The organism is Ruegeria sp. C9 (assembly GCF_056537585.1).
This window is the reverse complement of sequence record NZ_JBQFRU010000006.1, coordinates 140,023-153,913: the sequence shown is the minus strand read 5'-3', so window position 1 is coordinate 153,913 and position 13,891 is coordinate 140,023. Positions and strand designations below refer to the sequence as shown.

14 protein-coding genes are annotated in these 13,891 nt (G+C 55.8%); 9 read left to right on the top strand and 5 right to left on the bottom strand.

Going from position 1 to position 13,891, the window contains the following annotated elements; translation table 11 throughout:
• Window positions 1-61: 61 nt before the first annotated feature.
• From ACR0NE_RS16540 to ACR0NE_RS16530, 3 genes are read left to right on the top strand one after another with little or no spacing between them, the layout of a single operon-like run.
• Window positions 62-1,150: a 4-oxalomesaconate tautomerase gene (locus ACR0NE_RS16540; protein WP_170597544.1), complete on the top strand. Its 1,089-nt coding sequence runs from the start codon at window positions 62-64 to the stop codon at window positions 1,148-1,150.
• Between the two features lie 51 nt (window positions 1,151-1,201).
• Entirely contained in the window at window positions 1,202-1,438 is a 237-nt protein-coding gene (locus ACR0NE_RS16535) for a hypothetical protein (RefSeq protein ID WP_170513062.1), read from the top strand.
• Window positions 1,435-2,415 carry a D-2-hydroxyacid dehydrogenase family protein gene (locus tag ACR0NE_RS16530; RefSeq protein ID WP_170597542.1) on the top strand — a complete coding sequence of 327 codons (981 nt, stop codon included), beginning with the start codon at window positions 1,435-1,437 and terminating at the stop codon, window positions 2,413-2,415. The genes ACR0NE_RS16535 and ACR0NE_RS16530 overlap by 4 nt, the downstream gene beginning before the upstream one ends.
• Here ACR0NE_RS16530 and ACR0NE_RS16525 read toward each other — a convergent pair.
• The gene (locus ACR0NE_RS16525) at window positions 2,384-3,448 is read right to left on the bottom strand and encodes an AbrB family transcriptional regulator (protein ID WP_170424977.1); all 1,065 of its coding nucleotides are present in this window, start codon (window positions 3,446-3,448) and stop codon (window positions 2,384-2,386) included. The two genes, ACR0NE_RS16530 and ACR0NE_RS16525, sit on opposite strands and share 32 nt — an antisense overlap.
• Window positions 3,449-3,526: 78 nt before the next feature.
• Between ACR0NE_RS16525 and ACR0NE_RS16520 the strand changes: the two genes are divergently transcribed.
• From ACR0NE_RS16520 to tcuB, 3 genes are read left to right on the top strand one after another with little or no spacing between them, the layout of a single operon-like run.
• Window positions 3,527-4,207, top strand: coding sequence for a GntR family transcriptional regulator (locus tag ACR0NE_RS16520; protein ID WP_170597540.1), 681 nt, complete (start codon window positions 3,527-3,529; stop codon window positions 4,205-4,207).
• An 11-nt stretch (window positions 4,208-4,218) separates the two neighbouring features.
• Window positions 4,219-5,613, top strand: a complete 1,395-nt coding sequence (gene tcuA / locus ACR0NE_RS16515; protein ID WP_170597538.1) for an FAD-dependent tricarballylate dehydrogenase TcuA — start codon at window positions 4,219-4,221, stop codon at window positions 5,611-5,613.
• Window positions 5,603-6,673, top strand: a complete 1,071-nt coding sequence (tcuB, locus tag ACR0NE_RS16510) for a tricarballylate utilization 4Fe-4S protein TcuB (RefSeq protein WP_170597537.1) — start codon at window positions 5,603-5,605, stop codon at window positions 6,671-6,673. The genes tcuA and tcuB overlap by 11 nt, the downstream gene beginning before the upstream one ends.
• A gap of 226 nt (window positions 6,674-6,899) precedes the next feature.
• On the opposite strand, the gene ACR0NE_RS16505 is transcribed toward tcuB, so the two are convergent.
• Entirely contained in the window at window positions 6,900-9,992 is a 3,093-nt protein-coding gene (locus ACR0NE_RS16505; protein WP_480459747.1) for a hypothetical protein, read from the bottom strand.
• Between the two features lie 670 nt (window positions 9,993-10,662).
• Between ACR0NE_RS16505 and ACR0NE_RS16500 the strand changes: the two genes are divergently transcribed.
• Window positions 10,663-11,697, top strand: a complete 1,035-nt coding sequence (locus ACR0NE_RS16500; RefSeq protein ID WP_170597535.1) for a hypothetical protein — start codon at window positions 10,663-10,665, stop codon at window positions 11,695-11,697.
• Between the two features lie 58 nt (window positions 11,698-11,755).
• On the opposite strand, the gene ACR0NE_RS16495 is transcribed toward ACR0NE_RS16500, so the two are convergent.
• Window positions 11,756-11,992: a PACE efflux transporter gene (locus tag ACR0NE_RS16495; RefSeq protein ID WP_170597533.1), complete on the bottom strand. Its 237-nt coding sequence runs from the start codon at window positions 11,990-11,992 to the stop codon at window positions 11,756-11,758.
• Between the two features lie 104 nt (window positions 11,993-12,096).
• Between ACR0NE_RS16495 and ACR0NE_RS16490 the strand changes: the two genes are divergently transcribed.
• Both ACR0NE_RS16490 and ACR0NE_RS16485 read left to right on the top strand, forming a co-directional pair.
• Window positions 12,097-12,357: a helix-turn-helix domain-containing protein gene (locus ACR0NE_RS16490; protein WP_170597531.1), complete on the top strand. Its 261-nt coding sequence runs from the start codon at window positions 12,097-12,099 to the stop codon at window positions 12,355-12,357.
• Between the two features lie 3 nt (window positions 12,358-12,360).
• Window positions 12,361-12,999 carry a substrate-binding domain-containing protein gene (locus tag ACR0NE_RS16485; RefSeq protein WP_170597529.1) on the top strand — a complete coding sequence of 213 codons (639 nt, stop codon included), beginning with the start codon at window positions 12,361-12,363 and terminating at the stop codon, window positions 12,997-12,999.
• Here the strand turns inward: ACR0NE_RS16485 and ACR0NE_RS16480 are convergent.
• Together ACR0NE_RS16480 and ACR0NE_RS16475 are read right to left on the bottom strand one after the other, a co-directional pair.
• Window positions 12,996-13,274 carry a hypothetical protein gene (locus ACR0NE_RS16480; RefSeq protein WP_480459744.1) on the bottom strand — a complete coding sequence of 93 codons (279 nt, stop codon included), beginning with the start codon at window positions 13,272-13,274 and terminating at the stop codon, window positions 12,996-12,998. The genes ACR0NE_RS16485 and ACR0NE_RS16480 overlap by 4 nt on opposite strands.
• 16 nt (window positions 13,275-13,290) lie before the next feature.
• Window positions 13,291-13,878 (bottom strand): SDR family oxidoreductase, encoded by a 588-nt coding sequence (locus ACR0NE_RS16475; RefSeq protein WP_480459743.1) that lies wholly within the window; start codon window positions 13,876-13,878, stop codon window positions 13,291-13,293.
• Window positions 13,879-13,891 lie beyond the last annotated feature (13 nt).

Here is a 13,891-nt window from a genome sequence, read left to right as displayed (position 1 = left end):
ACAGGTCGGACAAAGCTGAAAACACAACAGTTTTTGACGGTTTGTAGAGGAGGGGTTCGAGATGACCCAGACAGCAATCCCGTATATTTTTATGCGTGGCGGCACTTCGCGGGGGCCCTATTTTCGTCGCTCTGACCTGCCCGTGGATATGGACACGTTGGCTGATGTGCTGGTCGCTGCCCTAGGGGCTGGGCAGGCGTTTAACATTGACGGAATCGGTGGCGGTACTGCTGTGACGACCAAGGTAGCCATGTTATCTGTCAGCGATGATGAATGGGCCGATATCGATTATTTCTTCGCGCAGGTTTCGGTTGAGGAAAAGCTGGTCGACTTCAAGCCAACTTGTGGAAACATTCTTTCCGGCGTCGCTCCGGCCGCAATTGAAATGGGTTTGTTTCAGCCTCAAGGCGATGAGACCGTGGTCCGGATACGCGCAGTTAATACGGGTGCGCGAGTGGTTGCCAAAGTGCAGACCCCGGGTGGTGAACTGGCCTATGAGGGCGATGCCGAGATTGCCGGAGTTCCCGGGCAATCTGCACCGGTACAACTGAGTTTTATGGGAGTTGTGGGTTCGGCAACGGGTGCATTTCTGCCCACCGGAAATCTGCGCGATACGGTGCAAGGGGTCGAACTGACCTGTATGGATGTCGCGATGCCTATGGCTATGGCCCGCGCCACCGATTTTGGACTAACTGGGTATGAAAGCGCGGAAGAACTGGACGCCAACCGCTCTTTCTTTGCCCGGATGGAGGCAGTTCGGATCGAAGCCGGGGAACTGATGGGTATGGGGGATGTATCGAAATCGGTAACCCCCAAATTCGGGCTGTTGGCACCAGCCAAAGAGGGCGGAACCCTTGCAGTTCGGTATTTCATGCCATGGAAAACTCACCCGACAATGGCCGTTACGGGTGCGCAGTGCATGGCGTCTTGTGCTTTGACGCCCGGAACCGTCGCTGATGGGTTGTTGGACCGACCTAAGGCAAGCCCGGCTGAAGTTGTGCTGGAACACGCTTCTGGGAAGATTGATGTGCTGGTGGACTTCTCGAATGACGGTGACTTCAACGTAAACTCTGCTGGTCTGGTGCGGACTGCGCGAAAGCTTGCAGATGGGCATGTTTACATACCCGGATCTGTGTGGAGCGGCAGTTGAAACTGGGATCTCCGTTATGTATACTAAGGTATACAATATGAAGGTGCCACGATGAACAATTATTCTGAATGCCTCGATATTGCGCGTCAGGAACTCAGGCTGGCGCAGTCGGTCCTGCGGCGGGATATTGCGGAATACCCGACGCCGATCGCCGGGTGCGATGAGCAGTTCAACCATTTGCTGGATCAAAGCGAGCGGGTCCGCAATGCGCTTGCAGCACTCGATACGCTGCATTTTGTGCCGACGCCAAGAAAACTGAACACCGGGCAGGGTTTGGAAAGTCGATGAAGGTTCACATTCTGGATGATTGGTTTGATACTCTGCAGGGCTTGCCTTGTTTTGGAAAGCTATCCGACCATGAAGTGAAGATCTGGACAGATCATGTCGAGGATACCGATGAATTGGCAGCACGGTTGCAGAAGGCCGAAGCGTTGGTTCTGTTTCGCGAACGCACCAAAGTTACCCGCGAGTTGATCGAAAAGCTGCCGAACCTGAGATTGATAAGCCAGCGCAGCGTGTATCCGCACGTTGATGTGCAGGCATGCTCGGACAACGGTGTTCTGCTGTGTTCGAACATGCATGGTGGAACGCCTTCATATGCTGCAGCCGAACTCACTTGGGCGCTGATCATGGCTGGGATGCGCGATTTACCGGCGCAGATGGCCTCGGTCAAAGCGGGGCGGTGGCAGGCCGGAGTTGGCAAGACGCTGAGAGGGCGGCAGCTGGGACTGTACGGCTATGGCCGTATCGCACGCGCTGTCGCGGGCTACGCCGAGGCATTTGGAATGAATGTAGTCTGGTGGTCCTCAGATGAAGGTCGGGTTCGGGCGCAGGCAGATGGTGTTCAGGTCGCCGCGAACCGCGAAGCTTTCTTTGCTAACAGCGATGTTGTCTCGATCCATGTTCGCCTAAAGCCAGGCACAAACGGCATCATTACTGCGTCAGACTTCGCGCACATGAAGCCGGGATCACTGTTTGTGAATACATCTCGTGCTGGCCTTATTGCAAAAGGGGCATTGCTTGGGGCGCTGAATGCCGGCCATCCCGGGAAGGCCGCAATCGATGTCTTCGATTCCGAACCCCTCAATGATCCGAAAGACCCCTTGCTTTCGCATCCAAATCTGATTGCGACGCCGCATATCGGCTTTGTGACCGAGGATGAGTTTGATCTGCAATTTTCGGACATTTTCGATCAAGTGAACGCCTACGCTGCAGGCGCTCCGGTTCACATGATCAACCCCGAGGTTTGGACCAGCGCAGGATAAGGTTGGCCGCTATCGGCGCACCGATGATTACCAACACGATCCTTGTCAGATGATGCGTGATCACAAAGCCCAGATCCGCGCCTGAGACGATGGCCAGAACTGTCATTTCTGCCTGCCCGCCGGGGGCAAAGGCCAAAAATGCCTCGACCGGTTGGCCCAGCCCCAAGGTGGTGACAACGGCAGTGAAAGCGGCCGCCAGAACGGCGAGGACAATGACATAGGCGAAGCCCGCCGCCACCACACGGCGTAGTTCGACCCATGTGACACCTACGAATTTCACGCCGATACCGCAGCCGATAAAGAACTGAGCTGCAAGGATGGCCTCGCGAGGCGGTCGGGTGTGAATGAAGTCGCCCAGTGACAACGCAGCCGTCAGGATCATTGGCCCTAGAATCGACGCCCCGAACAAGCCGATCCGCTCACCGCCTTTCCAGCCGACAAAGGCAGCAAGAACCATCAGCGCCAATTCATGTATCGGCAGGTTGCGCGCGGGCTCTCCGATTGGGTTGGTGAGTTGGGCGTCGTAAAACACCGTAAGAAACAGAGGGGCCAGCGTTACAATAATCAGAACGCGGGTTCCGTGGATCAGGGACAGCGTTCGCGGGTTAGCGCCAGCCTCGGCCCCGAAGATGATCATATCCTGCAATCCGCCGGGCATGGCCGCGTAAAACGCGGTCGTGGTATCAAAGCCCCAGACCTTGCGGAAGAATGGCACTCCGACCAGCGCGATCAGCAGGATAAAGAACGGGATCAGTGCAATCGACGCTGCCATCTTCGGCAGTTCTGCAAATAGGGCTGGGGTAATCGAAGCCCCCACAGCCACGCCGAGTATGGTGCGCGCCGCAATCGAGACCTGACCAAAGCCTTCCATTGGAGCATGAGCCAGAGCCGCGATCAGACACGCGCTCATCGGGCCGAACAGAAAAGGCAATGGCAGATCCAACGCCCAGAATAGCCCTGTGCCAAGAAGTGCCAAGCCCAGTGTTAAGGCCCGCTTTGCGAGGAGAGAAGGTGTTTTGTTCTGGGTGGGCAAAGTGCAGCTTCCGACAATATTGACTCACTATGTATCCAAATGTATACAAATGGACGCAAGAAGACAAGTGAGCTCGCGATGACCATTCAGGACGACCCCGTACAGCCTGGCCCGCAAGGCAATTCGGCGTATCAACGCCTGTTGGATGAGATTCGCGAGGGCACCCTTCTGCCCGGCGAGCGCCTGCGCGAGATTGAGCTGTCTGAACGGTTGGGTGTCAGCCGAACACCGGTGCGCGAGGCGATCCGGCAGCTGGAGACCGACGGCCTGGTCACGCATGTACCGCGGCAGGGAGCGACCGTCCGCAGTCTGGATTACGCCGAGGTGATGGAACTCTATGAGATGCGCGCAGTGCTCGAGGGCACTGCGGCCCGTCTAGCAGCGCGTGCGGCGTCGGATGTCGAATTGGACGAATTGGATGTTTTGAATGATCGTTTGGCAGAGGCTGGCACAGGTCCAGACGCGGCTCGGATCAACCGGATATTTCACGCCACGCTTTTGGATGCAGCCAAGAACCGATTTCTCGCGAAATCCATGTTGTCCTTGCAGAAGGCGCTGCTGATCCTTGGGCCGTCGCAATTGTTGGACGGAGATCGGGCAGAAGCGGCAGTCGCTGAACATCGGCGTATAATGGCCGCGCTGAAGGCCCGTGATGGCGCGGCGGCCGAGACAGAAATGCGCGGGCATATTCAGGCCGCACAACGAATGCGTATCCGGGCGTTGCAGGAACGCGATCGGACAACCGACGAAAATCACTAGGTAGACAGGATATGGCCACCCAAAAGGAAGCTTACGATATCGCTGTGATCGGTGGCGGGAACGCTGCTTTGTGCGCCGCGATGACCGCCGCCGAAGCCGGTGCCCGCGTTCTGATACTGGAAACCGCGCCAAAACCCTATCGCGGAGGAAACTCGCGCCATACGCGCAATTTTCGCTGCATGCATGGTGGCCCTTTGGGCCCGTTGATCGAGGAGTATAGCGAAGACGAATATCTCGCGGACTTGATGAAGGTCACCGGCGGCAAAACTGACGAGCATCTGGCCCGCCTTGCGATCCGCACTTCCGAGGAATGCCTGCCATGGATGGAAGAGCACGGTGTCAGGTTTCAACCCTCTCTTTCCGGAACACTTTCTTTGGCGCGGACAAATGCCTTTTTTATGGGAGGCGGGAAGTCTCTGGTGAATGCTTATTACCGAACTGCGGCGGGTTTGGGTATCGATGTTTTGTACGAAGCCGCCGTCACGCATTTGGAGCTGAACGGGGATCGGATCGAATGGGTCGACTATACCTATGAAGGTCAAAACCACCGGATAATGCCAAAGGCAGTCATCGTCGCCTCGGGCGGGTTTCAGGCCGATACGGATTGGCTGACCCGTGCATGGGGTGAGCCTGCAAAAAACTTTCTGATCCGAGGCACTCCTTATAACCGAGGCGTGGTCCTGGCTGATCTTCTGGATCAAGGCGTCGAGAGTGTTGGCGACCCGACCCAATGCCACGCCGTTGCTATCGATGGGCGTGCACCGAAATTTGACGGTGGTATTGTGACCCGTCTGGATTGTGTGCCGTTTTCGATCGTCGTGAACAAGGATGCCGAGCGCTTCTACGATGAGGGCGAGGATGTCTGGCCCAAGCGCTATGCAATCTGGGGGCGCTTGGTGGCAGCCCAACCAGATCAAGTTGGCTATGTGATCATCGACGCCAATTCGTTGAATCTGTTCATGCCGTCGGTGTTTCCACCGCTGAAGGCAGATACGTTGGAAAAACTGGCCGGGATGATGGGCCTGCCTGCCGGAAAGTTGACCGCAACAATCGCTGAATTCAACGCCGCCTGCGGAGATACAAGCGCCTTTCATCCGATAGAGCTGGACGGCGTTTCAACATCTGGCTTGAACCCGCCCAAGACCAACTGGGCGCGTCCGATCACCGAGCCGCCATTTTACAGTTATTCGCTGCGTACGGGCGTAACCTTCACCTATTTGGGCCTCAAAGTCGACGATGCCGCGCAATGTTCGAGCGTCGACGGCAAGATCAAAAACATGTGGGCGGCTGGCGAAACCATGGCGGGCTCGATCCTTGGGCAAGGTTATCTAGCCGGTTTCGGCATGACCATCGGAACCGTCTTTGGACGCATCGCAGGACGTGAGGCCGCCGCTTATGCAAATTGAATTGATACAGGAAGCCCGCCGTCAGGCTGAAATTTGCAACGCCTGCCGCTATTGCGAGGGCTATTGCTCGGTCTTTCCGTCGCTTCATGCGGAACGCGCGTTCTCGGATGGGGACATCACGCAACTGGCCAACCTGTGCCACAACTGCCGCGGCTGCTACTACGCCTGCCAGTACACAGCCCCGCACGAGTTCGACCTGAATTTGCCGAAGGCTCTGGCCGAGGTACGGAGGGACAGCTGGGAAAGCTTCGCATGGCCGCAGCCGCTGGCGCGCCGATTTCACACCCATGGCGGGGCGATTGCGCTGGCACTTGTGGTCGGATTTGCCCTGTTGTTCTGGGCAATTCGCGCGATAGGTTCCAGCGGAGGGGACGGGTTTTATGCAGTTCTGTCGCATAATGCGATGGTTGCGATTTTTGCTCCGGCATTCTTGCTGCCACTCTTTAGCATTGCCATCAGCCTAAGGCGCTATTGGGCCGAGGTGGGGGGAAAACCCATCAAAATGGCGGACCTGCTGGCCGCCTTCAAACGAGCGGGCAAAATGCAGGATCTTGCCGCAGGTCATGGTGAAGGCTGTAATTTTGAAGACGAAGACCGGTTCAGTCAGGCGCGACGTCATATTCACCACGCGATCATGTATGGCTTCCTGCTTTGCTTCGCGTCGACCTCGATTGCAACGGTTATGCATTATGGCTTTGGAATGCATGCGCCGTACGGGTTCTGGTCTTTGCCCAAACTATTCGGAATCTCCGGCGGTGTGTTGTTGACAGTGGGTTGCTGCGCTATGGCAATTCTCAAGCAAAGGTCCGATCGCAAGCTCGGTGATGCTTCGGCATGGGGCGGCGATATCGGTTTCATCCTGTTGCTGGGATTCGTCGGTTTTAGCGGACTTGCTCTTTACGCTTTCGGATCAACGGCTTTGATGCCCGCGTTGCTTGCTATTCATCTTGGATCGGTCCTGACATTCTTCCTGCTAACGCCCTACACCAAGATGGCCCACGGTTTCTATCGGCTTGCTGCTCTTATCAAGGATGCGCAACGGAGAAGAGATAGTTACTAGGCTGCGGCGACCCTGTCGCCCCTTGGGAAGCGGTAGAAAAGTAAACTTAAATCGCAGCTTGAGGTCTGACTTTGGGATCAGACAGGGCGGTCCCATCTTGGTGTCGTTGAAGCAAATTGCCCTCCCGTATGTAGAGCGCAATCACGATCATGATGCAGCCTTGCGACCGGCACCTCTAGATCGCGCAGCCCGGGCCGATAATGGCCCGGGCCACCCCCAGTTTGCTTTAGCTGGCCAGGCCGCAGGAGGAAGAGTCGCTGTTGTTGGTGGTGTCTGTCTCCGTCACACCATCGGCCGGATTGGCATTGACGGTGATCTTGAAGGGGATCTGCTCGCCACCTTTGACCTCGTCCGGGAATTCGAGCGATAGCGTGGTCTCATCCCCGTTTGGCCCCAGTGCTGGTGTCGGCAGATCGACCACCACGCCGCTCTGGAAGAAATCGACCCGCGTGGTCGAAGGCCCGGCAGCCCCTGCACCAATGTTACGCACGATGATCCTCAACTTGCGCGGCTCCTCACAATACCAAGCCGGGAAGGGTGGCGGGCCGGGCGGGAAGGGCTGCACCGGGATTAGGTCCGGTTTGTCCTCGGGTGGAGGCGGCGGCGGAGGTGGCGGTGGCGGGGGCGGTACCTTTTTGATCAGCCGAGGCACGACTGGTTCGACATCGATGGTTTCCACTTCGCCTTCACCATGGGCGGCGGTGTAGACCGCGACCACGTCCAGCGGTGTTTCGCTGTCGATAAAGACAAACCCTTTCAGGAAACAGCATTCGGCCACCCGCAGGTGTCGTGCCACATCCTCGCAATCGATCTCCATCGATTCCCAGGGACCGAGTTTGTTCTTCGTTCTGGCCGAGACATTACCCGGTTTTTCGTTTGGCAAGGCCGACGACACCCGTTTACGAAAACGCACAGCATCTCCGCTGCCGTTTCCGATGTTGATTGCCGTGTGATAGCGGCCCTGGGACAAAATGCGGCCCTTGGAACAGCCGCAGACGAACTTGACAGCGTAACGATAGGTCATCTTCGGTTCTTCCTCCTCGCAGCAAGGGGTGTCATCTTCGGCGCGGTTCACCTCCATTCGGCGAAGGGCGACGTTGTTGTCACCAAGCGCCAGTCGATCGACAGGCAGACTGCCTGCGATCGTCTCGACATTACTGCGGTCTTCTGGCGTATCCACGCTGGCAAGAATGTATTCCTCGCACAGGTCCTCGGGGCACCATGGGATCGGGCCGACGATCACTTCGTCGCCACAATGCACTGATTGGCCGATAGGTTCGCCTACGATCAGCGGATCCCAGTCATCCGGCCATGTGGTGCCCTTGCCTTCGGTCGCGCGGGCTAATGACAAAGTCACTGATTGGGCTGGGTAGTTGCCGCGATTGCCGATCCGGACATACAGATAATTCTCGACGCAGCGGCGCGGAGTCTCGTGGTCGGTGCCGCCGTCAGGGCGGTGCCGATTCCAGATGCCGGGAGCATTGTTGCCCGGTTGGTGCCAAGGGTATTCACCCTGTCGTCCGTCATCAATGAAGACGTCAACATCAGGCGGGGATCCGTTGTAGAGCGCCTGTTTCTCAAAGCCCCAGCGTACCACTTTGTGTGCCCAGCCTCCGGCTGCACCGTCGAATTGAGCGGTGTTCTCGTCTGATTCCTGCAAGGCGCGGGAAAAACCTTCGACTGTGTTGGGCACGATCCCGGCCAAAAGCGGCACCGCCTGCAGGATCAGATAGATCGTGTAGCGGCTGGCATGCAGCCTGTCGTCGAGTTCTGTGGAATCACCTCCGAGAGATCGATAGATTCGGCCCAAAGTAGTGGCATTGATCTCGGTCGACCGATATCCGCCCACGTCCATCGTGCCACCCCAGCCCCAACCCGAGGCGACCGACCGGTCCCATCGCCGGGTGATTAGGTTGCTGAAGGGGAAGGTACGGAAACGATCCGGCGCAATACCTTGAGGATCGTAGAGTATTGCCGCCAGCGCGTCACCAAAGCCATGACAAAAGCCGAAATTGGGCCAATTGAGATGATCCCATAGCACCGCGTGCCCGAATTCATGCGCCGATACGCGCGAGTCTGTGGCCATGCCGACTGTGGAGCCATTTGCCGCAAGCGCATAACGAAAGCGTAGCACACCATTGCCTATGGCATTGCCTGGCGCCTGAGCATTCACCGGTCCTGCAATGGGATTGAACCAGCGGTGATCAACATCCACTGGGAAGGTCACCCCGTCGAAATAGCTGGGCAGATCGAAGCCCAAAGACTGGACGAAGCGATACAGGAAATCATGGTTGTAGTACGCACAGACCGCCGCGAAATCGTCGCTGTCGGCGGGATAATCAAAGATCGATGCGGCACCGGCGTTTTCAGTCGGTGGGGCGATGTTTGGTGTGTCGAGATCCCGTACCGCCACCAATTCGCCGCTTAGTTCCACCGGTGCGCCACCGCCCGGTAATATCAACCGTTCCAGCGCCACCAGTTCGCGTTGCGCATCCAAAAGCGCAACCGGGGCCGTCGGATCAAGCTCTGAATCTCCTGAAAGTGATATCGGGTCGTCTGTGAAGACGTAACCCGAAACACACCCCACCAATGGCCGGATGTAAAGCACCGCGCCGGTTTCCCAATCGACCAATGCTCGCCAGTTCAGCTCTCCGTAGTCGGGAATTTTGCAGCCAAAATGCACAAGGCTTACGAAACGCCATTCGCCGTCCTTGATGCCCTTTGGTACACGACCAATCTCTGGCAGCGGGGTTAACTCGGCCCCTTCGATCTCGCCCGGTTCTTTGTGTGGCAGGCGATGTTCTGCGTCGTAGCGATAGACAAAGTCCCGGGTGTCATTAACCTTGAATTTTGTGAACTTGGCCCCTTTCACAGCTTCGCGCAGAACCGTGCCAGCTTGTTTGTCGCGGCCAGCAGGCGGAGTAGGGGCGTTGCTGAGTTCGATATCGGCAGCAACACTTGAGGACGAACCGGTGACCACATTGTCTGGGCCGGCCATGCGCAGTGTCAGACCGCGCTCCCAGACCGGGATGCCGTGATGTGTCTGACGAAATGTGTAGACCAGAAAGGACTGTACTGCCTTGGCTTCTTCCAGCCGCAGCTTGCTGCCCTCCTCGCGATTATACTTGCCTGAAACACTCTCGCCGAGCCTGTCAAGAAAATCGGGCTTTATCCGGTAAAGCCCCGCCACTTCGGCGGCATAAGCCTGCGCCACATCCAGCGCACTGGTTCCTTTAGAACGCCCTCCAAGAGGGTCGCCATGATGCTGAAGTCCAATGATTGCGCCGTCTGGCGCGCGTTCAAATACTGTTTCGGGCATGTCTGCCTCCGTTCAAAATCATTCTAAAACGCTGGGCCAGAAGCCCCGGATCGCCCGGCCGAACGGCAGAAAAAAGAACTTGTTGTAATAAAAAAGAATAACGAAGCGCGATGGCCGGAGAGACCCAGCGGCGATCCTGCCAACAAAGCTATCGTAGCATTTATTGCCGATTCCCGCAAAAATCTGCCAGCTAAGCCTGAAGACACGATCACCTTTGTTTTGCTATCGCCGCTCACCCGAGGCTCTCGGTCAAGGCGGAGCTGTAGCTGTAGGTATGTAACGGTTAGCGCCGTGCAACTGGCATCGAATTTGCAACGCCATCACGGATGTAATCACTGTGTTGCTGAAGAAGAGGGTCATCAGACTAGGAAGCCATGAATATCCTCTACGCGGACATTCACATTGATGGCCTAGAATGGTGCGACCGGATTTTCGGGAAATACCGTCCTATCGCACCGCTGCATTGCCTGACCAGTCGTTCGCGACAACGCTTGGCATTTGGGGCGCTATTAGAAATGGTGGCGCGGAATTGCGAGCGCGGCGAGATGAGTTTTCCGCATTCCTGTTGCATAAGCTACATCAGCTTTGTTTGGGCATACCCAAGCAACCATCTTGGGTTGGTGCACAAAGATGGTAACCTGATCTGCAAGACGATTGCAGGAGAAATGCCATGAACAATTCGTCGCAGCTTTGGGGCACCATGTCAGTGCGCGATCATCTTCGACCGAGCGCTTTCGTCGCCGAGTTGGTGCTTTTCGAGACACTGGTGATCCCCCGGCCACCGCAAGGAGCGACTTGGCCTGCAAAATGGAACCCGGTGCGCCAGGACAAGATACTAAGCTGGATTCCCAGAGATCGTTTGATGGAGGTTTCCTGGGACAACGCGCACCACATGGAGTGGAAAAAACGAAAGATCGCTACGGACGCCGAAATGGATGTGGCCGATCTTCAGCAACAGCCCGGATTCGAAGCAGCGCTAAAGGAAGAGGATTTCGATGCGCCTGCGTTTCACCTAACCCGTCGGATTCTTCAGGATTTCGTGGATGCCAAACGGAACCGGGCGCTAATCAAGGGAATACCTCTCACCGAGGTCGCAGTTATCCCGGCCTATGATGGCCCTCAGGCTTTCCTTGATGACACTCCAGAGCAGGAACCTTTGCTGCGCGCGTTTGGTTGGGAATTTCTGGTTCCACATCACGAAACTGCTGAGGGCAAGACACGCTCTCATCAAGACCAGATCAAGGCCGCGCTTGATCTTTGCGCAATGCCTGAGGTGCAGGAACACCGCAACGCCTTGCGTGCCTGGACATCGGTCGAAGCTTTGAGAGGAACCAGCAAACAAGAGGCGCGCGAGCGCATGGAGACGCTGGTTAAGGCCTACGCAAAGGCTGTTGCAGCCACCAAAATACCAGTCAGATTGAAATGGGGCGCGGGCATCGCTGAATTCATTGGTGCGATCGCAGCTCTGTCCATCAATCCTGCCTTCGCACTGCTCGGACCGGCGATCAAATTGGGCGAAACAGCAGTCGAGCCCCATGTTGAAAAGGCGGCAGAGATTCCCGATGCCATAAAACCCGCAGGATTAATCCATGCCATGCGAGAAGAGTTCACAAATGCTCAGGTCGCACACCTGAACTTTGACGACGCTCAACGGACCAGGATTGAAGATCACTGGCCCAATGGTTCCCCATATCTGTTCCTTTAGCGGATGATGAGAATCCCATCATCAGCATAAAGGCATACGCATTGGGCGTAATCACTGGTCAGTTGCGATAACTCGAAACAGACGAATTGGACTGGTTGACCAGTTTGAAATGCGACCAATCAAACGTGATATTAAAGACAACGTTCCAAAGCATCGCTGCCAAGGAGAAGAACACCCCAAGCATCAATGATTTCTGCGCGTCGATATGTGTGATTAGCGGAAGTATTAGGGCAATACTTATAAGCGCAAAGATCTCGAACAACACCGCGTGCACAATCCGACCGGCAAAGCTCATGAAAGTTCTCCTCAATTCATATCGTTGGGCAAGTAACGGACTGTTGTTGCGATCCATAAAGATGCCTACCATACTGATAATAGATAGATGGAAAGAGGGTTCTGATGCGCGCGTCATTCGAGCAGTTGGCGGCGTTCGTTACTACCCATAACGAAGGTTCCTTTTCCGCCGCAGCCAGAAAACGCAACAAAGCACAATCGGTGATCAGCACTTTGGTCGCCAATCTGGATGTCGATCTGGATGTCGAGCTTTTCGATCGCAGCCGAAGATATCCCTCGCTTACCAAAGCAGGAGAGGCGTTGATCTCACCGGCCGAAATTCTGTTGGAACAGCGCAGCCGTTTTCTAGCGGTTGCAGATGCCTAGTCCATGACATTGGAAAACCGCGTTACCCTCGCCATGGCGCCGCACATCAAACTGGCCAATCTGGGAGAGATCATTCGCAGCTTCAGAGAAGAATTTCCTTCTGTCGATGTGGAGATACGTGCCTTTACTGCCGCTGAGATTCAGCGATTGATCGTCGATGGTGTGGTGGATTTGAGGGTTATTCTGGAACCTGAGGGCATCCCCCAGGCACTAGACTTTTGCTCATTGGGCACGCTCAGGCTGGTGTGTGTCAGCCATCCCGAAGGTCCGCTTGCTCAAATGTCGTCAGTCTCTTGGGAAGAATTGCGACTACATCGTCAGATATTATTGAAGGAAGCCGATAATCCCAACAGCGCTATCCTTAAGGCATCGTCGTCTATTTGGCAGGTCAGCACTGCATCGGAAGCCATTGATCTTGTGCAGGCCGGCCTAGGGTGGTCGGCGCTGCCATTGCACGCGGTGGACGTCTTTGTTCAGACCGGAGCGTTAAAAATCCTGCCACTGCAATTCGAGACCAAGAACTACGCCGAACGCTCGGTGGATATGATCTGGTCTTTCGAAAGGCCTATAGGTCGAGCGACGGTAAGGCTTAAGGAGTTGCTCGCTGAAAAAGCCGTTATTCAAAATTCCAACGTGACTTAAGCCTCATTTCGAAGCTCCTCGGCGAATGAGGTAATGGTGTGTTTTGGCGCTCCAAGAATCCCACGGGTTTCTCTGTCCACTTGCTCTTCCCGCAACTGTTGCGCAAACGTCAAAACGTGTTCGATGAAAACGGCCTGCTCTTCCGGCAGCCCCATTTCATCAAGAGCATCCATGGGTAACTCAACCACCTCCGCCTCGGGGGCGAAAGAAGCGAGAAATTCTTTGGCCGCTTCGGTATACGTGACGGCCTGTTGACCCTGCACGGCAAATTCCATGTTTTTGGCAGCATCGTTACCGATGGCATTGTGGACGAGTTCTGCAAGATCGCTGGAATTGGTGAACCAGATTGGATGAATGTGATTTCCGATTACGGCCAATTGATTGTCCATCAATAGCTTGGGCAATGAATCCAAAAAAGAAGGAGCAAAAGAAAAGAGTATAAGGAATGCCAGATGCTTTGATGGCATTGATCCCGCCCGTGCGTATCGCGTTGGTGCCATAGGCCATGCCCTCGGTCGAAAACTGCGGATAAGCGTAGTCGACCCCTGCAATTTGCATGATGTGCTGAACATCGACCTCTTTTACTGCCGAGATAATGTTAATTACGCCTTCCCGCTCTGTGTGGAATGGTGCGGTGGTGTCCAGAGATTCGGTATTCAGCGTAATGTACAGCGTCTCAGTGCCGTGAAGGGCTGATCTCAGGCTGGCCAAGTCCGACACGTCGCCCTGGATAAGCCGAACCTGCGTGGGAAGCATTGATTTTGCCGCCTCAGGATCACGCACGATGGCAGTTACTTCTGCACCTTTCTCAACAAGTTTCGCGGTCACGCGATGCCCCAAATGGCCTGTGGCACCGATGATTGTGATCTTCTTGGTCATAGTGGCATCTCCT